Genomic DNA, 17,312 nt, shown 5'->3' with positions numbered 1-17,312 from the left:
TAGCCCGTGTTTGGAGGAACGATATGAATTCTATGCAAATGTGGAGCAGTCGATTTAGAAAATTTTTTCTTGATAACAAGTTTGTTCTCTTTTTACTCGTCCTGCTATTAATCGGATTGAATATCCTTGTTTTCATGAAAACATCATTTATTTTCACACCGCTCATTGTACTCGTCAAAACCATTGCCTTACCAATTATTTTAACGGGGGTCGTGTATTATTTATTAAATCCAATTGTCAACTTGTTAGAGAAAGCAAGAATCAAGCGGATCTATTCCATTTTGCTTTTATATATTGTCATTATTGGGATTATTACAGTGACCATCGTGTCTATTATTCCTTTTTTACAAGCTCAAACCATGAGTCTATTTCATAATCTTCCGAAATACGTCGATACGGTAGAAGATCAAATTAGACAATTAACAGGAAGTAACTTTATTAATCAAGTGCAAAAAACGATGAACTTTAATGTGTCTGAATTGGTAAGTAAAGCATCTAGTCAAGCGACGAAGATTTTGGAAAGCACCTTTACCGGTGTAGGAACATTCTTAGGGGCGCTCACAGAAGTTATCATCTCGATCGTGACTGTGCCGTTCATCCTGTTTTATCTATTAAAAGACGGCAAAAAGCTGCCTGACTATTTCTTGAAATTCATTCCAAATAAAATGAGAGAACATACACATATCGTGCTTCACGAAATGAACCACCGTCTGAGCTCGTATATTCGCGGACAGATTATTGTCAGCTTCTGTATCGGTGTTCTTCTGTTAATCGGCTATATGATTATTGGACTTGACTATGCGCTGCTGCTCGCTATCATTGCGGCATGTACAAGCGTAGTGCCTTACCTTGGTCCAACAATTGCGATTACACCAGCGATTGTGATTGCACTTGTGACGTCACCAGTGATGCTGTTAAAACTCATTATTGTTTGGACAGTGGTTCAGCTCATAGAAGGGAAATTCATTTCTCCTCAGGTGATGGGGAAAAACCTTCATATTCACCCAATTACGATTATTTTTGTTCTATTAACAGCTGGTAAATTGTTCAGCGTAATCGGCATCATTGTCGCTATTCCGACGTATGCCGTTCTGAAGGTCATCACAACCCACTTGTTTGATTGGTTCAAAATGCGGTCCAATTTGTATAAAGAAGAAAAGGTTTGATGTCATAATCTTTTTTTGAAAAAAATATAGTATCATAAAGACGAGCTTTCGATAAAGGAAGCTTGTCTTTATGTGGACATAGATGTTTGGCGTGTTCAAAAGATCAGAATTGAAAGGAAAGAAAATCATGAATCTATGGGATTTATTCGTGGCACTGGTTTTAGGAATTGTCGAAGGATTAACAGAGTATGCACCTGTTTCATCTACAGGTCACATGATCATTGTCGATGATCTTTGGTTAAAATCAAAGGAAATAATTACGCCAGAAGCGGCTAACACATTTAAAGTCGTGATTCAGTTAGGCTCTATTTTAGCTGTCATGATCGTGTTTAAAGATCGTATTTTAAACTTATTGGGCTTAAAGAAAAATATCACCGAAGAACAAAAGCGCAGCGGGCATAAGCTGACCATCGCCCAAATTGCTGTTGGACTTGTTCCAGCCGTCATTTTAGGATTCTTATTTGAAGATTATATTGATAAATACTTATTTGACGTCAGAACGGTCGCTGTCGGTTTGATTTTAGGGGCAGTGCTGATGCTTGTCGCTGACTGGATCAATAAACGGAAAACAGATACAAGCTCTGTCGATAACATGACATACAGACAGGCGCTTTATATTGGACTGTTTCAATGTTTGGCATTATGGCCAGGCTTCTCGCGCTCAGGTTCGACGATCGCAGGCGGGGTTATTCTTGGTTTGAATCACCGTGCTGCGGCAGACTTTACATTTATCATGGCGATGCCGATTATGGCGGGAGCAAGCCTGTTAACCCTTTTGAAAAATGCCGAATATTTAACAACAGACATGCTGCCATTCTTTATCGTCGGTTTTGTGAGTGCGTTTGTTGTGGCTCTCTTTGTAGTTCGATTCTTCCTAAAACTGATCAATAAAATCAAACTGGTGCCTTTTGCGATATACCGAATTATCCTAGGTGTGATTTTATTTATCCTGTTCATGTAATACTGGAAACTACTCTTTTATAAAGAGTAGTTTCTTTGTTATTTCGCCTAATTAAACAGTAAAAACACCTTCTTAATTGGTAGAATAAGAATTTTTTTCATAAATTAGTGTTTAAGTGACAGATAAAGGGGTAGTACATAAACATACCAATTAAAGGAGGAGTTAGAAAATATGAGAAAAACAAGTAAAATGTTTGTTGGTTCTGTCATCGCTACGTCAATGATTGCTGCCCCTCTATCTCTTACGACTTTTGGTCAAACGGCTGAAGCTGCTACAACAACAGGTGTTGATGGAAGTGTCTCTATTGATCCAGTAGCCATTGCCGATAAAATTGAACAAGCAGTAAAATCATCTCAAAATCGTGATGGATTCGTAAAAAATGCGGCATATAGTGCGTTCTATGAAGCAGGTCAAAACTACAACGTAGTTGTCCAAAACTTAAGCCAAGATCACGACTTTAGCGGTCTGAACAATGTTGTCTACTATGATAGTGTTGAATATGACGGTATTACGTTTGGTATTTGGGTATTTGAAGATGGTACGTTTGTCAACAATGGTGACGGTGGATATATTAACTGGACGTTTGTTGGCAGCTTTGACCGAGAAGATGGAAGCGGAACTGTCGATTTTCATAAAAGATTCTAATCTTAGAAGTCTGCCGGTGAATCGGCAGACTTTTTTATAACGCACATTCTTCTATTTCAAACCCTAAATCTTCAATGATGTGATGATCCGTTTGGACTTGCTGGCCTTTTGTTGTTAAATAATCACCAACGAAAATCGAGTTTGCCGCATAAAGTGCGAGTGGCTGGAGTGTCCGTAAATTAAACTCTCTACCTCCGGATACCCGAATTTCCTTTGTTGGATTGACAAATCTCATCATTGCCAGCACTTTCAATGCTTTGATCGGATGTGTCCGTTCTTGATGTTCAAGCGGTGTTCCCTCGATGGCATGAAGAAAGTTGACTGGAATTGAATCCGCATCAAGTGCTCTGAGCGCTAAAGCCATTTCTACGATTTGCTGATTGGTTTCACCCATTCCAATAATGACCCCTGAGCAAGGTGACATGCCAGACTGTTTGACCTGCTCGATGGTCGACACGCGGTCATCGTATGTATGAGTTGTCGTAATGTGAGCATGATGATCATGATGTGTATTGATATTGTGATTATACCGATGAACACCCGCTTCCTTCAGCCGCTTCGCTTTGTCTTCGTTTAATAACCCAAGACAGGCACACACCTTCAAAGGCATCGTTTCAGTGATCTCCTTGACTGCTGCTGTGACTTCATCTAATTCCCTATGAGAAGGCGCTCTCCCGCTTGCCACAATACAATAAGTCCCGGCTTTTCTTTTGAGAGCCTCACGCGCACCAGCTACAATGGTCTTTTGATCAAGCATTGTATATCTTTCAACCGGTGCTTTTGAAATCATCGACTGTGAACAATATCCACAGTTCTCAGGGCAATATCCACTTTTTGCGTTAAAAATCATATTTAATTTCACCTTTTTTTGAAAAAAATGAAATCGCACTTGATAGGCTGCATGCATAATAGGTAACAATTCACTATCGTCAGCTTCAAGAATGTCTAAACCCTCTTGCACCGTGATCGGTTCATTTTTCATGGCCTTCTCCGCTATCGCTTCCCAAGATAAAGATATGTGTTTTATCATCATCAGCCCCTTAATATGTAAACTTATTATATTAAAAAGTTAACATATTGGTTGGTCTATAGCAAGAATTGAATGTCTAGCTGGTTTTAGAGGATTGTCCATTATTAAAGGCGATGATATGATATCATCGCCTTGAGTTTAATAAATTTAAAAGAGTTTTAGTAGGTAATTGTATAGTTGTTAACTACAAGTTCACCATCTGAATTTAGATAAGATATTTTAACAAAGCCAGGTTTTACAAAGTAAACCCAAGTGAAATTTGGAGCAGTTTGTTTCAGTTCAACAGCATCTGTACTACCGGACAAAGTTATTTTACTGATTGGAATTGAAAAAGCACCAGACCATCCTACCTTAACTTTACGGTCGATCGTAATTACTTTATTCATAATAGGAGCTTTTGCTAAGACTGGTTCTTTTGGCTGTGCAGCTGCATGAGCACCTTCAGTTTGGGAGAACGTAAGAGCACCTAAAGCAACTAAAGACAATGTACAGACTTTCATGAATTTTTTCATCGGTAACACTCCTTTTTTTGGTATATACATATATTAATATTAATAGAATTATATGTCAAATTAATTATGTGAAAAAAGAGTAATTATGGAGAAAATTGTCATATATTTGTTGGGAAAGACATGATTTTTTATTCATATGCTATTTCTTTTTTTAGGGGAAAAGAAGGTATAAAAAAAGCTGGGTTCGCCCCAGCGTAAAGCAGATGAAAAGAGATGATCAATGGTCGTCTCGCTTTTTTGGCTGACGGCCTTTTTGCTTCTCTTTCTCTCTAATGTAGTTAATAAAATCGATGGTTTGTCTTCGTGCTTCTTCGGAAAAATCTGAGGCGGCTTTAAACGCAATTTGCAAATCAGGATCGTCAGCAAGATCGTCATCGTGTCTGCCTTTGTCCTTACCTGTGAGAAGATAATCGGTTGAGACCCCATATAACTCAGCAATTTTCACAATCATTTCACCGTCAGGCTTTCTCAAGCCGTATTCCCAGTTTGCATAAGTGGACATCGCCTTTAATCCGAGTTTTTTAGCAACTGTTGACTTGCTCCATCCATGCTTCTCTCTTAATTCAGTTAAAATCTTCCCAGTCAAATTATCCATCAGAAACACCTTTTTTCATGTTATGAGTAAATTTTATCATGAATTACACGGAAAAGATAAATAAATACACAAAAAGAATAAAAATGTGGTTGACTTACTCGTTTTGTGTATATTATCATAATGAATATAACTTACACATATTGAGTAAGAGGTGGAAAGATGAAACTTGAAAATTTACGAGAAGAGCGCATATTGCAAGGAAAAACACAAACCTATATGGCGAAAAAATTAGGTTATAAGTACACAAGCGGCTATGCGAATATAGAAATGGGCAGAACGAAGCCAAGCTTAGAAATAGCAAAGCATATTGCAGATCTGCTGAATACCGGTGTTCAAGAGCTTTTTTTTGGTCAGAAGTTACACAAAAAGAGTAATTATCTAGAAGAAGATCAGTTCTTAGAAAAGGAGAGACGAGCAGAGTGAATATTGAACATCCAATGGTGACACAGATGAGTGACTTTGGTTATCCAAAAAGCTACTGGTCATATGACATGAAACGATATGGATACCAAACAGAAATTGATGACAGTTTGGAGGGATCTGAAGAAGATGAGACATCAGCTGATGTTTGATGCTAGAAAAGAAGCGCAGCTTTGTTTAGACCAAGCTGGCGGCTGGATCGCCTTTTTTCAACAGAAACCGATGTTTGTTTTTGCCACAGCAGAAGAGAAAGAGACATATATGACCCTCCTGAAAGCTAAGTCGATGACAAAAAAGGAGGAATCAGGGCGACGTGAAACGATGGAAGCAAATCATGACATTTTTGAAATGCTTGCTCAAAGCGAGTAAAAACGAACAAGACATCCGCCAGTGGGCAGAGGATGATGGGAGATCATAACATGGTCATCCATTTAATCATTGAACATGAGCATTTGTTAACAAAAGAGACATTGATGAAAAGAATACGATCAGCTGCAAAAGTACAATGCCCGCAAAAATTAGAAGGTGCACTATCACTTGAAATTCGTTTATTTGATCACATGCCGCTTGACATAGCTGACTGCCAAAAAAAGCGTACATACGCAGAAAAAGGGCTGATACGCCCGATACACGTCAGCATCTTACAGCCAAGTCTACAGCATATTCAAGAAGCACTTCATTCTATAGCCGATCAAGTCCCTCTGCAGATTGTCGATTTAAGAGTTTCCCAGTTTTATAGTATGTGTGAAAGAGTTGAAATCATTATCAATACGGTAGGTGGTGGCACGAGGCCATCACCAAAAAAGGAGACAAGCATATGAACGAGCCAAAACAACTAGTCATTCAAGATAACCAAACATTTGTCGGTGAGATGGAAAAAGGAAAAATTCAAGTCATCGTGTTAGATGGAAATGTAGGAACGGCTTATCAAATGGATGTACCTGAACATGGAAAAACCATTATTCAAACGGCAAAAGGTCATTTTGCAAGAGTAGATCACGAGATTGGTTTTAAAATCAGCTAACTGACTAAACACATCAAATCATAATATGTCCAAGACGGAAAGCCTGCGGACACTGATCAAGACCCTGTTAAAAGGGGACCTGATTGGTGTCCGTTTTTTATTTTCTTAAAAAAGGGAGAGAGCCAATATGCAAGATTTACTTATTGAATATAAAAGAGCCTTAAAGAATGCTAGAAAACAATATGAACCATTTAAAGAAAAAGAAGAACATCAGCTGTCCGTTCAAGACAAGCATGATAAAAAAATGATCGCCAGTATGGTGAGCGATCTAGAATACGTAGTAGAATGGCTACAAATCGGAAGAGAGCCAGGTGCGCGCAGAGGGTTAGACAGACGTTCAGTCTATCAGCGCACCATTCTTGCAAATCCAGAAGTGTTAGAGGCTTTATCACATGAATATACCCTTATTCAAGAGAAAGAAAGAGAAGTCAGTGAGAGAGACAAAAAACGAATTGATGAAGCTTTGTCTGTTTTAACAGATCGAGAAAAGGACGTATTCTTTATGCACACAACACAAGGATTATCGTTTAGCGAGATTGCGGTCATGCTGGATGTCAAAAAAGGAACTGTGCAAAAACATATGGAAAGAGCGCGGACGAAGATGTCCAAAAAAGTACAAGAACGCCTATTCAGAGCTGCTGAATAGGCGTTTTTTCTATCCAAAATAAATCAGCTAAAGCTTGTCTTACAGTTGCCACCTATAGTTAGAAAGACCAAACGAATGTTTGCTAGCCCTACACAAATGATTCCTTCAAAGGGAATCATTCGAATTAAAAGGAGGCGGCAGGTGAATGTAAATGAAAGACAAACGGATAGAGGCCAAGCAGGATTATATGAAGGGGATGACGTACCAGCAAATTGCTGATCATTACAATGTCTCGATCCATACCGTCAAATCGTGGAAAAGGCGATACGGATGGCAAAGACAAAAAACTTCGCCTAAGCAAGCACACTCGATCTTCAATCAATTTCTTTCAGATGAAACGATTGAAATCATGGAGAAAATGGATGGACGCACATCGCTTGATTTAATCTGGGATCAAATTCAAATTCAATATGCAGCCATTATTCGGGCGCAGCGAATCATGTATGTAGCAGATCAAGAGGACATGATCAAAGAGCTGAAAAAGGCGGCATACATGCCTTCTTCATTAGAAGAAACAGGAGAAGGCATTCAGCCAGAACTAGACATCACCTCAGAAGAATATTCGTTTCAATTTTCATGGGATCGGCATGCGACGTTTCTAAATGCACAATCCCGTGCAATGGGTGAACTCAGGCGTTTAATAAAACAGTTTGAAGAGCTCGCACATGCGAAGGATGAACGAAGATTAAGGCTGAAGCAAATTGAACTGACGATCGAAAAAACAAAAAAAGCAGTGCGTGAAGAAAAAGAGGAAGATCTTCAAATCATGATCAAGCGAAAAGAGGACGACTCATGACGCCATTGATTGAAAAAGAAGTCAATCCTCACTTTGAACACTTTCTATTCGATTGGAATCAAAAGTTTCAATTTTTAGTTGGAGGCTATGGCTCCTCTAAAAGCTATCACATTGCTTTAAAGCTCGTCTTAAAGCTGCTGGAAGAAAAGCGGACAGCACTTGTCATTCGAGAAGTGTATGATACGCACCGCGAATCAACCTTTTCTTTATTACAAGAGATCGTCAGCGACCTCGGCATCGACCATGTGGTGAAGTGCCGAAGTTCGCCGCTTGCACTGACGTTTCGAAACGGCAGCAGCATCTTATTTAAAGGGCTGGACAAACCTGAAAAATTGAAATCAATCAACAACATCTCGATCATTTGGATTGAGGAATGTTCAGAGGTTTCTTATGAAGGCTTTAAAGAGCTGCTTGGAAGGCTAAGGCATCCATCCTTACCGCTTTATATGATGTTATCGACCAATCCTGTTGGTCAGGATAATTGGACGTATAGACATTTTTTTCGAGATGAACAGCTGAAGCGTTTTGTTTTAGATGATGAAACCTTATACAAAAAGCGAACTGTTGTTATCAAGGATACGTACTATCATCACTCCACGGCAGAAGATAATCTATTCCTTCCTAAAAGCTACGTGAAGCAGCTGGATGAGCTGAAAGAGTATGACCCAGACCTGTATCGCATTGCGAGGAAGGGATATTTCGGCATTAATGGCACAAAGGTTTTTCCTCAATTTGAGGTGAGAAGCCATTCTGATGTATTAGAAGCCATTCAGCAGATTGACAGACCGCTGAAACGAGCGGGCATGGATTTTGGATTTGTTGAATCGTACAATGCGCTCATTCGGTTAGCTGTCGATCATGAAAAAAAGTACTTATATATTTATTGGGAATATTACGACCGCGGGAAAACAGATGATGAAACAGCCCTTGACTTGAAAGAGTTTATTGAATCAAAAGAACTGATTAAAGCCGATGCAGCCGAACCTAAAACCATTCACTATTTTCGGCAGTGCGGCTTTCAAATGGTGGCGGCACATAAGTTCCAAGGCTCACGTTTGCAGTATACAAAAAAGATCAAACGGTTTAAGAAGATTATTTGTTCTGATGCATGTCCATATACCATCTATGAACTTCAATCACTAACCTATAAGGCAGATAAGGATGGACGTCTAGAGGAAGATGAATTTCAAATCGATCCACACACATTATCAGCCATCTGGTATGCGCTGGATGATTATGAAGTGACAGATTTGAAACAGACTGCCTCGGAGCGTGTCCGTCCAAACAGAGAGAGGAGGTCCATACAATGAAACAATTGAAAGCAACCATTATGAAGGCAAACATGTCTGATCATACAAAACAAATGTATGCAGATGAATTTTCCTACGAAAAGGATGACATTGTTCCCCCGCCTTACAATATCAACGAATTAAAAAGTATGGCAGAATATTCAACCATTCTTCAGCAATGTATTGATGCGTATAAGACCAATATTCTAGGCTTTGGATTTGGTGTAGAATATGCCTTTGACTTTAATGCAGAAGGCGTGAAACCGGCAAAAAAGAAGGCCGCAGAGAAGGAATGGACAAGACTTGAAGAGTTTACGAAATACATGAACTATGATGAGTCTGCTGATGTGGTGCTTGGCTATGTCATCGAAGACCGGGAGAAAACAGGGAATGGTTTTTTAGAAGTTCTCCGAGATGGCCAGGGAAAGCCGGCAGGAATCGAGTATTTAGATGCGCTCCATATCCGCATTTGCAAGCTGAGTGAGCCAGTCGACGTCGAATTTCGGTATACAGAAAACGGCGAATTGAAAACAATGAATCGAAAGAAGCGATTCCGTAAATATGTGCAGGTGATCAATGAAAAGAAAGTCTTCTTCAAGGAGTACGGTGATCCGCGCATTTTACATTGTGAAACAGGTAAATACGATGACACCACCCCAGAACCGCTGCGCGCAACAGAAGTGATTCATTTTAAAATCGGCAGTGGAACGTATGGGATTCCCCGCTGGATTGGCAACATCGTCAATATGTATGGGGCACGCAAGGCAGAAGAACTGAACTACCTTTATTTTAAACAAGGGCGGCACGTACCTGGTGCCATCATTGTCGAAAATGGAATGCTGTCTGAGTCATCCTATCAGCAGCTTCAAGATTATATGGACGATATTGAAGGCTCTGATCATGCACATAAGTTTCTATTGCTTGAAGTCGAAGGTCTCCCGACGGAAAAAGGATTAACTGGAGAAGAAGATGTCTCAAATGTCAAAGTGAACTTCAAATCCCTAGCTGAGATCTTGCAAGAAGATGCACTCTTTTTAGAATACGATGAAAAAACAAGGAACAAAATCCGCTCTGCTTTTCGCCTGCCGCCGATTTACACAGGTGAGTCTCAAGACTATAACAAAGCGACAGCCGATACGGCGCGGAAAACAACAGAAGAACAGGTATTTCAGCCTGAACGGCATCTCATCACAGGGAAACTCAATACCCTTTTCCTGCCGGATCTTGATATTTGGCATGTCCGTTTCCTATTAAATGGTCCTGACTTTAGAGACCCATTAGAGATTGCCAAGGTTCTGACACCATTTATTCAGGCTGGGGCAGTGTCACCTAACGATTTACGAGATCTCGCGGGACGTATCCTTGGGAAAACGTTAGAGGAATGGCCAGAGGATCTCTATCACAGACCTTTAGAAAGCCGCATGACATCAGCTGAACTACAGCCTCAACGAGAGCCAGATCAGTTGAAAGAATAAACCGAAGCGCGTGCGCTTTCTTGAAAGGGGGTGAACATATGCCAAGAGAATTAAAAAACGCAAAAATTACGCATGTTTCCTACGTGGACAGAGCCGCGAACAAAAAGAAATTCTTTTTGATGAAGGCAAAGAAAAGCCAGCCTGTCTTTCAAAAAGAGGTCAGTGTGCTGACAAAGGCAGAAGATGCTCATCGCCTTGTGTATGGTGTCGTGTATGAACCGAATACACCTGATGCACACCAAGACTTTATGTCTGCCAAAGAAATTGAAAGAGCAGCACATGGTTTTATGAAGGATGCCCGCCACATTGACAAGCAGCATGATTTTCAACATGGTGTTGGAGAAGTGGTTGAATCATACATTGCACCAGCTGATTTTGAAGTAGGCGGTGAGCTGATTCGAAAAGGATCTTGGGTGCTTGTAACAAAGGCTTCCCAAGAGATTTGGGATCAAATTCAGAAAGGCCACATTACAGGATATTCAATGGCAGGAACGGCGGACATCGTAGCAATTGAAGAACAAGATCAGCTCCTATCTCAAAGCACGAATGAGAGAGGGCTTTTTTCTTTGCTGAAAAATTTCTTTTTGAAAGAGGAAGGTGCAAACATGTCACAACAATTTTGGAGCGTTTTAGACCACCTGCTGGAAACCTTACAGTCAAGTGATGGTGATGAGGCGGGTGTAAGATCAGCGCTTGAGCAATTGCTGCCAATCGTGCAGGAGATTTTGAAGACAGAAGATGTGCTTCAAACGATTGGTGAAAGGCCAGCCTCCGTACAAAAACAAGACGCCGCTTTGACGACGGAGCAAGTACGAGAGCTTGAAAAAGCAAAAATGGCCATCGAAAACGTCTTACAACAGGCTGAACAGCAGGAAACAGATCAAACAGGGGAAGAACCTGTCCAAAAGGTGCTTGAGCAAGTCGTTGCACCAATTCGTCATCAGCTTTCTTCCTTAGAGAAATCAGCCAGCAGAGAAAAAGCAGCGCTTGAGCAAGTGCTTCAGCAGCAGCTTTTGCCTATTTCAGAGCGGATTCACATGCTTGAAAAAGCGCGTGGTATGTCAAAACAAACAATCCATGATACACAAAACGACAGTACAAAGCCCATATGGGATGGCTTACTATAAGCCTAAATAAGGAGGAAACAGTGTGAGAAATCAAGAGTTGATTCGCAAGGCCGAAATGACACTTGCCAGCTTAAAAACCGGCGGTCTCATGAACGCAACCCAATCCAACACATTCATTAGAATGATGCAAAATACACCAACCGTTTTAAATGATGCACGTATCATTCCGATGGAAAGTGATTCACAAAAAATCGAAAAAATCGGCTTTGGCCAGCGTATTTTGCGCCCAGCAGAAGAAGGCAAAGCGCTTGATGCAAAAGACCGTGTTGTCCCAGCGACAAGCACTGTCCAGCTAAATGCGAAAGAGGTCATTGCAGAGATCCACATGACCTACGACAGCATTGAAAACAATATTGAGAAAGACGGCATTCAGCAGACGATTATGCAAATGCTCGCTGAACGAGCAGCCGTTGACATTGAAGAGCTCATCATCAATGGCGATACGACTTCAGCAGATCCATTTTTAGCTCAAATGGATGGCGTGAGAAAACAAGCAGTATCTCATATCGTAGATGCAAATGGTGCGGAAATTAGCCGCCAATTGTTTAAGCAAGCTTATAAAGCAATGCCGTCAAAATATTTACGTGTCCCTCAGGATTTCCGTTTCTACACATCCCCAAGCTTAGAAGTTGAGTGGAAGGATCAAGTAGCAAACCGTCAGACGGGCCTTGGAGATGCGGCCATTCAAGGCGGACTTTCTTCTGCATTCGGTGTGCCGGTCAAAGGTCTTGCCAATATGCAGTCATATGACGAAGCGGGAACAGACGTATCAGATATTTTGCTGACACATCCTAAAAATATTATTGTAGGTTTCTCTCGAAATATTCGAATTGAAGTAGAAAAAGATATTCGCAGCCGTAAATTTATTATTGTCCTCACAGCGAAGCTAGACAGCAAATTTGAGGAAGAGGATGCTGTAGCAAAAGTGATGAAAGTGAAAGAGTAGGTGACGGCAGACCATGATCATTTCTACTGAAGAACTGCAGGCCTATTCTGTATTTGATCGTGTGAAAAATCGATCTGTAGAAAGACTGACAGCAGATATTATCGAAGCAGAAGCTGCGGTATTTCAGATCGTAGGTCACGATTTCACAAGCGAAAAATATCAGCCTCTCCCTGAAAAAGCAAGAATCGCATTATTAAAAATGGCTCAATATTTTGCCATGCTGAATGATGACGAATCTATGATGAAAGGCTTTACGGCAGAGAAAATGGGCGATTATTCATATGCGAAGGCAGCTGATCAAGTGAAAGGCAGACCCTATGTATATGCCCTGCTTGTAGATTACATTGAACCAACATTGACTGCCGGCAGTGCCAAACTAAAGGTGAGATCATTATGAGCTATCAATCTCTATTAACAGATCGCTGTGATCTTTTTCACCTTGAACATAAGGAGTCTGCCCGCGGGAAATTTGGAATTCCAGCTGATGATTTACAAATGACACTTTCCTATCCCGACGCTCCCAGCCTGACCGATCTAGCTTGTTATGTCATAGAAAAGAACCAGTCACTTGTGCAAGAAGAGCCAAATACAGTCATTTATCAATCTTATCTCGTCCATTTTCCTTTAAAAAGTGATATTCGCCTGCATGACAAAATGGTGTGGAATGGCGTGTCACTCAAATTACAGCAGCCTAAAAAAGTGGAAAATCATCACATCGAAGTGATGGCAGTCAGGAAGGAAAATCTATGAAAATTGATGGACTTGACCGGCTGCTTTCACAGCTGCAGTCAGCGTGTGATGGCGGCTTAAAGGCAGAATATCAAGAATGGCTAGAGGACATGGGCTTACAGCTTTTAGACATCATTCAAGATGAATTGATCAAGGAGAATGCTGTTGATACAGGACGGCTTCTAAGATCCTTTACACAAGGCGACAAGGAGAATCATTTTCTCATGTCAAAAGGCGGTCTCACACTTGAAGTGGGAACGCAGCTTGAATATGCCTCCTATGTTAATGACGGACATGCCACTTCTTCAAGTGGAGAGCGAAGATGGGTGCCTGGCAGATGGACTGGCAGCCGCTTTGAATATGATCCGAATGCAAGTACAGGAATAATGCTTGCCTCTCAATGGATTGATGGCAATGGCTACTGGGATCATGCTGTCATGCTCTATGAGCAAATGTTTGAACAGTCACTGGATCGAAAGCTGCAAAGCTGGTTCGATCGACATTTTGGGAGGTGATGGAATGAATCAAGAAGTCGGGGCAATCATGCATTATATCTACACACACTTTCCTGTGACAATGTATGATCGTCTTTTGCCAGAACGCTTTCAAGTGCCATCTGTTTATGTGCCGCCTGTGACAGTGATCAGTGGTCCAGATACGGTTTCTACCTTTATGAAATCTTATTCGCTGCAAGTGAAAGTCTTTCATATTGATACAGAAAAAGCACATGATGCGGCAGAAACAATCGTTGATGCATTGCTTGCTGATCGTCAAATCATTCAGATGATGAGTGAAGACGGAGAGGTGCTTGATGATTATGTCCGCATAAAAAGAGTGGAAACAAGAATGATAGATCAAGGCGTAGCAGCGATTGTCCTGACGTGGAATAGCAGCTATTGGTACAACCGGGACAAACAGGCAAGCCTTGAAGATATCAACTTTTCAGATGGGGTGATCAAACGTGAGCAAGACTAAAAATGCACAGCCCGCTCAAACAGCCGGCGAAGAAAAAGAATTTGGCTTTTCATTTGAAGCCTTAAAGGAGCACAGTAAGGATCTTTTTGGGGTCAAACCAGAAATCCTTGAAGGTGCTCTTTTTTATATCAAACATCAACCAATTACAAAAACAGAAGCGAAAAAGCACATTGATGCTTTTTTGTCCAAGGAGGTTTAAAGGATGAACGGAGGCACATTTACACCAGGTACAGAGAAAAAGCGTCCTGGCATTTACTTTAATTTTAAAACAACAGCAGAGCAGCGAATTACTTTAGGGGATCGAGGTACGGTGGCACTTCCCCTTGTGATGAGCTGGGGAGAGCCAAAAACCTTTATTTCCGTTTCAAATATGGAAGATTTAAATAAAAAGGTTGGACTCAACATTGATGAAAAGTCACTTCTTCTTTTCCGTGAAGCAAAGAAAAAAGCGCAAACGGTCTTGCTTTACCGCCTAAATGAAGGAGAACCGGCCAAAGCCGAAATTGCTGAAAACTTTGTCGTCACAGCAAATTATGGCGGCCAAAAAGGAAATGAGATTACAGTACAAGTCGCAGAAAATGTACTTGATAGCACAAAACGCGATGTTATCACTTATCTTGGAACAGATATTGTGGATAAACAGGTCGTTACTGATGTCAAAGACCTTGTGAAAAACAAATACGTTCAATTTTCTGGTGAAGGTGCAGTCGTCATTACAGCTGGCGTGGCACTAAAAGGCGGGAAAAACGGCGTGGCAAGTGTCGCAGATTATACAGCTTTCCTAGAAGCAGCAGAAACAGAATACTTTGATGTCATTGCACTTCCAGTCAATAATAGTGAGCAATTAAAAGCAACCTTCGCTTCATTTATTGAGCGTTTACGTGATAAGCAAGGACGTAAGGTGCAAGGGGTTGTGGCGAATTATGCAGCTGACCAAGAAGGAATCATCAATGTGACAAGCGGTGTTGTACTCGAAGATGGAACAGAACTAACACCTGCTCAAACAACAGCATGGGTCGCAGGGGCAAGTGCCGGGGCAAACTTTAATCAGTCACTGACCTTTGTTGAATACGAAGGAGCAGTCGATACATTAGAACGCCTTGACAACGATCAAGTAGAATACCGATTATCACAAGGGGAGTTCCTCTTCACCTTTGATGCGAGAGATCGTACCGTGAGTGTTGAAAAAGATATTAACTCCTTGACAAGCTTCACAACTGAAAAGAACCAGCAAATGGCGAAAAACAAAATCATTCGTGTACTTGATGCGATCAACAATGATTTAACATTCGAATTAAAAAATCTGATTAAATTACGCAAAGCCAATGGAAATGACATTCCAGCATCAGATGATGGTGTGCAGCTTGTAAAAACACTGATTACCCAGTATCTCACACAGCTTCAAGATGGCAGTGGCATTACAGGCTTTAATTCAGAAACAGATATCGTGATCGGCCTCAATGAAGATCGTGATGGATTTATCATCGATTTAGCGGTTCAACCAGTAGATGCAGCAGAAAAATTCTATTTCAATGTGGAGGTGAAGTAAGATGGCTTTTAAAGCGCAAAATACAATTTCAGGTAAAGAAGGTCGTCTTTTCTTAGAAGGTGAGGAGCTTGCATTTATCAAAACCTTCGAAGCAAACGTGGAGAAAAACAAATCAGAAGTGAACGTCATGGGCCGCCGAATGACTGGCCATAAAACAACGGGAGCAAACGGAACAGGAACGGCAACCTTCTATAAAGTTACGTCCCGTTTCGTTCAATTAATGCTCAATTATGTGAAAAAAGGAGAAGATCCATATTTCACTCTTCAAGCTGTCATTGACGATAAATCATCAGGCCGTGGCACTGAGCGTGTGACATTATTTGATGTCAACTTTGATTCAGCTAAAATCGCTGGGTTAGATGTTGATTCAGAGGCGCTTGAAGAAGAAGTTCCTTTCACATTCGAGGACTTTGATCTGCCTGAAAAGCTGAAGAATACATTCTAAGAAAAGTGAAGGAAATTAGCTAATTAATTAGCAAAATAACAACTGAATATGCTATAATGCAGTTGTAATACAACCGTCTTGAAGCCGTCTTAATTTCGTCTGGTAACGTCTTGTATTCGATTAATTAAAATATGTTTACATGCAAAGCATTTTGCATAAAATAAAAAGAAGCCAGGATGCTCTAACATCCCGGCAATGTACAATGAGGCCCTTTAAGGGGCTGGCTTATCGAATAGGTACTTTAGGTAGACTTCCCTTTAACCTTCCACAGCTCAAGGGGGAGTCTATTTTTTGTCTATATACGTCAACAAAGTAAAGATAAACATCCCGAATAAAAGCATAAGGGAAATCGCTTCAAATGTTGACATATGCATCACCCCCTTCCTATTGGGGATGAGCCAGACGCCCTTGAGCAAGCCGTTCAATTGTACAATTTAAATTATACATGAAAAGATTGGAAAGCACATTCAAAAAATGGATGTGCTTTTTTGCATTCAAAAAAACATAACAAAGGGAGTTTTTAAACATGAGTGAAAAACAAACATTTGATCTTTCATTTTTTATGCCAGGACAAACAGTAGAAGCGGAAGAAGTCAAAGTACCAATTTCTAAGCGTTTTGTTGATAAAAAAGGGAATGTCATTCCTTTTGTCTTTAAAGCTATTACAACTGAACGTATTGATGAATTGGAAAAAGAAAACACAACCTTCAAAAATGTCAAAGGCAGAGGACGTGTAAAAGATTTAGACAGCCAGCGCTTCTATGCACGTATTGCGATTGAATCGACGATTTATCCAGATTTCCGTTCAAAGGAATTAAGAGAAGCCTACAGCACACAAGATCCAGTTGAAGTAGCAAAACGTGTCCTGTCAGTCGGCGGTGAATATGCGAACTGGTTAAACAAAGCGATCGAAATCAACGGATTCGAAGATGAAATTGAAGATTTAGAAGAAGAAGCAAAAAACTAATAAAAGATGGGGATA

At 40.6% G+C, this 17,312-nt stretch carries 26 protein-coding genes; 22 read left to right on the top strand and 4 right to left on the bottom strand.

Annotated elements, in window-relative coordinates:
- Positions 1–23 precede the first annotated feature (23 nt).
- The 3 genes from ACP69X_RS00285 (at position 24) to ACP69X_RS00275 (ending at position 2,772) form a co-directional block, all read left to right on the top strand.
- Positions 24–1,166, top strand: a complete 1,143-nt coding sequence (locus ACP69X_RS00285; protein ID WP_041088540.1) for an AI-2E family transporter — start codon at positions 24–26, stop codon at positions 1,164–1,166.
- Between the two features lie 127 nt (positions 1,167–1,293).
- Positions 1,294–2,127, top strand: coding sequence for an undecaprenyl-diphosphate phosphatase (locus tag ACP69X_RS00280; protein WP_269102313.1), 834 nt, complete (start codon positions 1,294–1,296; stop codon positions 2,125–2,127).
- Between the two features lie 171 nt (positions 2,128–2,298).
- Positions 2,299–2,772 carry a hypothetical protein gene (locus ACP69X_RS00275; RefSeq protein WP_024423274.1) on the top strand — a complete coding sequence of 158 codons (474 nt, stop codon included), beginning with the start codon at positions 2,299–2,301 and terminating at the stop codon, positions 2,770–2,772.
- Between the two features lie 34 nt (positions 2,773–2,806).
- Here the strand turns inward: ACP69X_RS00275 and bioB are convergent, their stop codons facing one another.
- The 3 genes from bioB to ACP69X_RS00260 form a co-directional block, all read right to left on the bottom strand.
- The gene (bioB, locus tag ACP69X_RS00270) at positions 2,807–3,802 is read right to left on the bottom strand and encodes a biotin synthase BioB (protein ID WP_041088542.1); all 996 of its coding nucleotides are present in this window, start codon (positions 3,800–3,802) and stop codon (positions 2,807–2,809) included.
- 158 nt (positions 3,803–3,960) lie between these two features.
- Positions 3,961–4,314, bottom strand: a complete 354-nt coding sequence (locus tag ACP69X_RS00265; protein WP_041088544.1) for a hypothetical protein — start codon at positions 4,312–4,314, stop codon at positions 3,961–3,963.
- A 217-nt stretch (positions 4,315–4,531) separates the two neighbouring features.
- Complete coding sequence (locus tag ACP69X_RS00260; protein WP_041088546.1) at positions 4,532–4,909, bottom strand: helix-turn-helix domain-containing protein; 378 nt, start codon at positions 4,907–4,909, stop codon at positions 4,532–4,534.
- A gap of 159 nt (positions 4,910–5,068) precedes the next feature.
- Between ACP69X_RS00260 and ACP69X_RS00255 the strand changes: the two genes are divergently transcribed.
- The 18 genes from ACP69X_RS00255 to ACP69X_RS00170 all read left to right on the top strand — a co-directional run bounded on the left by ACP69X_RS00255 (position 5,069) and on the right by ACP69X_RS00170 (position 16,330).
- Positions 5,069–5,332 carry a helix-turn-helix transcriptional regulator gene (locus ACP69X_RS00255; RefSeq protein WP_073980094.1) on the top strand — a complete coding sequence of 88 codons (264 nt, stop codon included), beginning with the start codon at positions 5,069–5,071 and terminating at the stop codon, positions 5,330–5,332.
- A complete protein-coding gene (locus tag ACP69X_RS00250) occupies positions 5,329–5,481 on the top strand; it encodes a hypothetical protein (protein ID WP_175297167.1) in 153 nt (50 codons plus the stop codon). The genes ACP69X_RS00255 and ACP69X_RS00250 overlap by 4 nt, the downstream gene beginning before the upstream one ends.
- Positions 5,459–5,698: a hypothetical protein gene (locus ACP69X_RS00245; protein WP_117616630.1), complete on the top strand. Its 240-nt coding sequence runs from the start codon at positions 5,459–5,461 to the stop codon at positions 5,696–5,698. Before ACP69X_RS00250 ends, ACP69X_RS00245 begins: the two co-directional genes overlap by 23 nt.
- Positions 5,699–5,748: 50 nt before the next feature.
- Positions 5,749–6,150 (top strand): hypothetical protein, encoded by a 402-nt coding sequence (locus ACP69X_RS00240; protein WP_041088550.1) that lies wholly within the window; start codon positions 5,749–5,751, stop codon positions 6,148–6,150.
- Complete coding sequence (locus ACP69X_RS00235; RefSeq protein WP_041088552.1) at positions 6,147–6,353, top strand: XtrA/YqaO family protein; 207 nt, start codon at positions 6,147–6,149, stop codon at positions 6,351–6,353. Before ACP69X_RS00240 ends, ACP69X_RS00235 begins: the two co-directional genes overlap by 4 nt.
- A 127-nt stretch (positions 6,354–6,480) precedes the next feature.
- Positions 6,481–6,999 (top strand): sigma-70 family RNA polymerase sigma factor, encoded by a 519-nt coding sequence (locus tag ACP69X_RS00230; RefSeq protein ID WP_039181011.1) that lies wholly within the window; start codon positions 6,481–6,483, stop codon positions 6,997–6,999.
- A gap of 151 nt (positions 7,000–7,150) precedes the next feature.
- A complete protein-coding gene (gene terS, locus ACP69X_RS00225) occupies positions 7,151–7,795 on the top strand; it encodes a phage terminase small subunit (protein ID WP_426052316.1) in 645 nt (214 codons plus the stop codon).
- 8 nt (positions 7,796–7,803) lie between these two features.
- Positions 7,804–9,105 (top strand): PBSX family phage terminase large subunit, encoded by a 1,302-nt coding sequence (locus tag ACP69X_RS00220; protein WP_175297168.1) that lies wholly within the window; start codon positions 7,804–7,806, stop codon positions 9,103–9,105.
- Entirely contained in the window at positions 9,102–10,559 is a 1,458-nt protein-coding gene (locus tag ACP69X_RS00215) for a phage portal protein (RefSeq protein WP_075611829.1), read from the top strand. The genes ACP69X_RS00220 and ACP69X_RS00215 overlap by 4 nt, the downstream gene beginning before the upstream one ends.
- Positions 10,560–10,597: 38 nt before the next feature.
- Positions 10,598–11,686 (top strand): XkdF-like putative serine protease domain-containing protein, encoded by a 1,089-nt coding sequence (locus ACP69X_RS00210; RefSeq protein WP_041088562.1) that lies wholly within the window; start codon positions 10,598–10,600, stop codon positions 11,684–11,686.
- A 22-nt stretch (positions 11,687–11,708) separates the two neighbouring features.
- Complete coding sequence (locus ACP69X_RS00205) at positions 11,709–12,632, top strand: phage major capsid protein (protein WP_426052315.1); 924 nt, start codon at positions 11,709–11,711, stop codon at positions 12,630–12,632.
- A gap of 13 nt (positions 12,633–12,645) precedes the next feature.
- Positions 12,646–13,029: a protein YqbG gene (gene yqbG, locus ACP69X_RS00200; RefSeq protein WP_041088566.1), complete on the top strand. Its 384-nt coding sequence runs from the start codon at positions 12,646–12,648 to the stop codon at positions 13,027–13,029.
- Complete coding sequence (locus ACP69X_RS00195) at positions 13,026–13,382, top strand: YqbH/XkdH family protein (RefSeq protein ID WP_426052314.1); 357 nt, start codon at positions 13,026–13,028, stop codon at positions 13,380–13,382. Before yqbG ends, ACP69X_RS00195 begins: the two co-directional genes overlap by 4 nt.
- Positions 13,379–13,876: an HK97 gp10 family phage protein gene (locus ACP69X_RS00190; RefSeq protein ID WP_426052313.1), complete on the top strand. Its 498-nt coding sequence runs from the start codon at positions 13,379–13,381 to the stop codon at positions 13,874–13,876. Before ACP69X_RS00195 ends, ACP69X_RS00190 begins: the two co-directional genes overlap by 4 nt.
- A gap of 4 nt (positions 13,877–13,880) precedes the next feature.
- Positions 13,881–14,336, top strand: a complete 456-nt coding sequence (locus ACP69X_RS00185; protein ID WP_041088571.1) for a phage tail terminator family protein — start codon at positions 13,881–13,883, stop codon at positions 14,334–14,336.
- Positions 14,323–14,535 (top strand): hypothetical protein, encoded by a 213-nt coding sequence (locus ACP69X_RS00180; protein ID WP_024425900.1) that lies wholly within the window; start codon positions 14,323–14,325, stop codon positions 14,533–14,535. The genes ACP69X_RS00185 and ACP69X_RS00180 overlap by 14 nt, the downstream gene beginning before the upstream one ends.
- A gap of 3 nt (positions 14,536–14,538) precedes the next feature.
- Positions 14,539–15,885 (top strand): phage tail sheath family protein, encoded by a 1,347-nt coding sequence (locus ACP69X_RS00175; protein ID WP_041088573.1) that lies wholly within the window; start codon positions 14,539–14,541, stop codon positions 15,883–15,885.
- A 1-nt stretch (position 15,886) separates the two neighbouring features.
- A complete protein-coding gene (locus ACP69X_RS00170; RefSeq protein ID WP_024423257.1) occupies positions 15,887–16,330 on the top strand; it encodes a phage tail tube protein in 444 nt (147 codons plus the stop codon).
- 284 nt (positions 16,331–16,614) lie between these two features.
- Here ACP69X_RS00170 and ACP69X_RS00165 read toward each other — a convergent pair whose 3' ends face one another.
- Positions 16,615–16,671 (bottom strand): putative holin-like toxin, encoded by a 57-nt coding sequence (locus ACP69X_RS00165; protein WP_350223447.1) that lies wholly within the window; start codon positions 16,669–16,671, stop codon positions 16,615–16,617.
- A gap of 185 nt (positions 16,672–16,856) precedes the next feature.
- On the opposite strand from ACP69X_RS00165, the gene ACP69X_RS00160 reads away from it, so the two are divergent.
- Positions 16,857–17,297 (top strand): phage tail assembly chaperone, encoded by a 441-nt coding sequence (locus tag ACP69X_RS00160; protein ID WP_041088575.1) that lies wholly within the window; start codon positions 16,857–16,859, stop codon positions 17,295–17,297.
- Positions 17,298–17,312 lie beyond the last annotated feature (15 nt).

This window comes from Bacillus sp. DC4300-2b2, assembly GCF_049895685.1.
GTDB classification, from domain to species: Bacteria; Bacillota; Bacilli; order Bacillales; family Bacillaceae; genus Bacillus; species Bacillus safensis.
Note: the sequence above shows the minus strand (reverse complement) of the source record. Positions and strands in the feature narration are given on the sequence as shown.

Bases quoted from the DNA above. Each gene is read 5' to 3' on its own strand.
- ACP69X_RS00215 (WP_075611829.1), top strand. From the start codon at position 9,102: ATGAAACAATTGAAAGCAACCATTATGAAGGCAAACATGTCTGATCAT.
- ACP69X_RS00160 (WP_041088575.1), top strand. From the start codon at position 16,857: ATGAGTGAAAAACAAACATTTGATCTTTCATTTTTTATGCCAGGACAA.
- ACP69X_RS00235 (WP_041088552.1), top strand. From the start codon at position 6,147: ATGAACGAGCCAAAACAACTAGTCATTCAAGATAACCAAACATTTGTC.
- terS (WP_426052316.1), top strand. From the start codon at position 7,151: ATGAAAGACAAACGGATAGAGGCCAAGCAGGATTATATGAAGGGGATG.
- ACP69X_RS00245 (WP_117616630.1), top strand. From the start codon at position 5,459: ATGAGACATCAGCTGATGTTTGATGCTAGAAAAGAAGCGCAGCTTTGT.
- ACP69X_RS00275 (WP_024423274.1), top strand. From the start codon at position 2,299: ATGAGAAAAACAAGTAAAATGTTTGTTGGTTCTGTCATCGCTACGTCA.
- ACP69X_RS00285 (WP_041088540.1), top strand. From the start codon at position 24: ATGAATTCTATGCAAATGTGGAGCAGTCGATTTAGAAAATTTTTTCTT.
- ACP69X_RS00210 (WP_041088562.1), top strand. From the start codon at position 10,598: ATGCCAAGAGAATTAAAAAACGCAAAAATTACGCATGTTTCCTACGTG.
- ACP69X_RS00185 (WP_041088571.1), top strand. From the start codon at position 13,881: ATGAATCAAGAAGTCGGGGCAATCATGCATTATATCTACACACACTTT.
- ACP69X_RS00255 (WP_073980094.1), top strand. From the start codon at position 5,069: ATGAAACTTGAAAATTTACGAGAAGAGCGCATATTGCAAGGAAAAACA.
- ACP69X_RS00280 (WP_269102313.1), top strand. From the start codon at position 1,294: ATGAATCTATGGGATTTATTCGTGGCACTGGTTTTAGGAATTGTCGAA.
- ACP69X_RS00175 (WP_041088573.1), top strand. From the start codon at position 14,539: ATGAACGGAGGCACATTTACACCAGGTACAGAGAAAAAGCGTCCTGGC.
- yqbG (WP_041088566.1), top strand. From the start codon at position 12,646: ATGATCATTTCTACTGAAGAACTGCAGGCCTATTCTGTATTTGATCGT.
- ACP69X_RS00260 (WP_041088546.1), bottom strand. From the start codon at position 4,909: ATGGATAATTTGACTGGGAAGATTTTAACTGAATTAAGAGAGAAGCAT.
- ACP69X_RS00195 (WP_426052314.1), top strand. From the start codon at position 13,026: ATGAGCTATCAATCTCTATTAACAGATCGCTGTGATCTTTTTCACCTT.
- bioB (WP_041088542.1), bottom strand. From the start codon at position 3,802: ATGATAAAACACATATCTTTATCTTGGGAAGCGATAGCGGAGAAGGCC.
- ACP69X_RS00230 (WP_039181011.1), top strand. From the start codon at position 6,481: ATGCAAGATTTACTTATTGAATATAAAAGAGCCTTAAAGAATGCTAGA.
- ACP69X_RS00190 (WP_426052313.1), top strand. From the start codon at position 13,379: ATGAAAATTGATGGACTTGACCGGCTGCTTTCACAGCTGCAGTCAGCG.
- ACP69X_RS00265 (WP_041088544.1), bottom strand. From the start codon at position 4,314: ATGAAAAAATTCATGAAAGTCTGTACATTGTCTTTAGTTGCTTTAGGT.
- ACP69X_RS00170 (WP_024423257.1), top strand. From the start codon at position 15,887: ATGGCTTTTAAAGCGCAAAATACAATTTCAGGTAAAGAAGGTCGTCTT.
- ACP69X_RS00240 (WP_041088550.1), top strand. From the start codon at position 5,749: ATGGTCATCCATTTAATCATTGAACATGAGCATTTGTTAACAAAAGAG.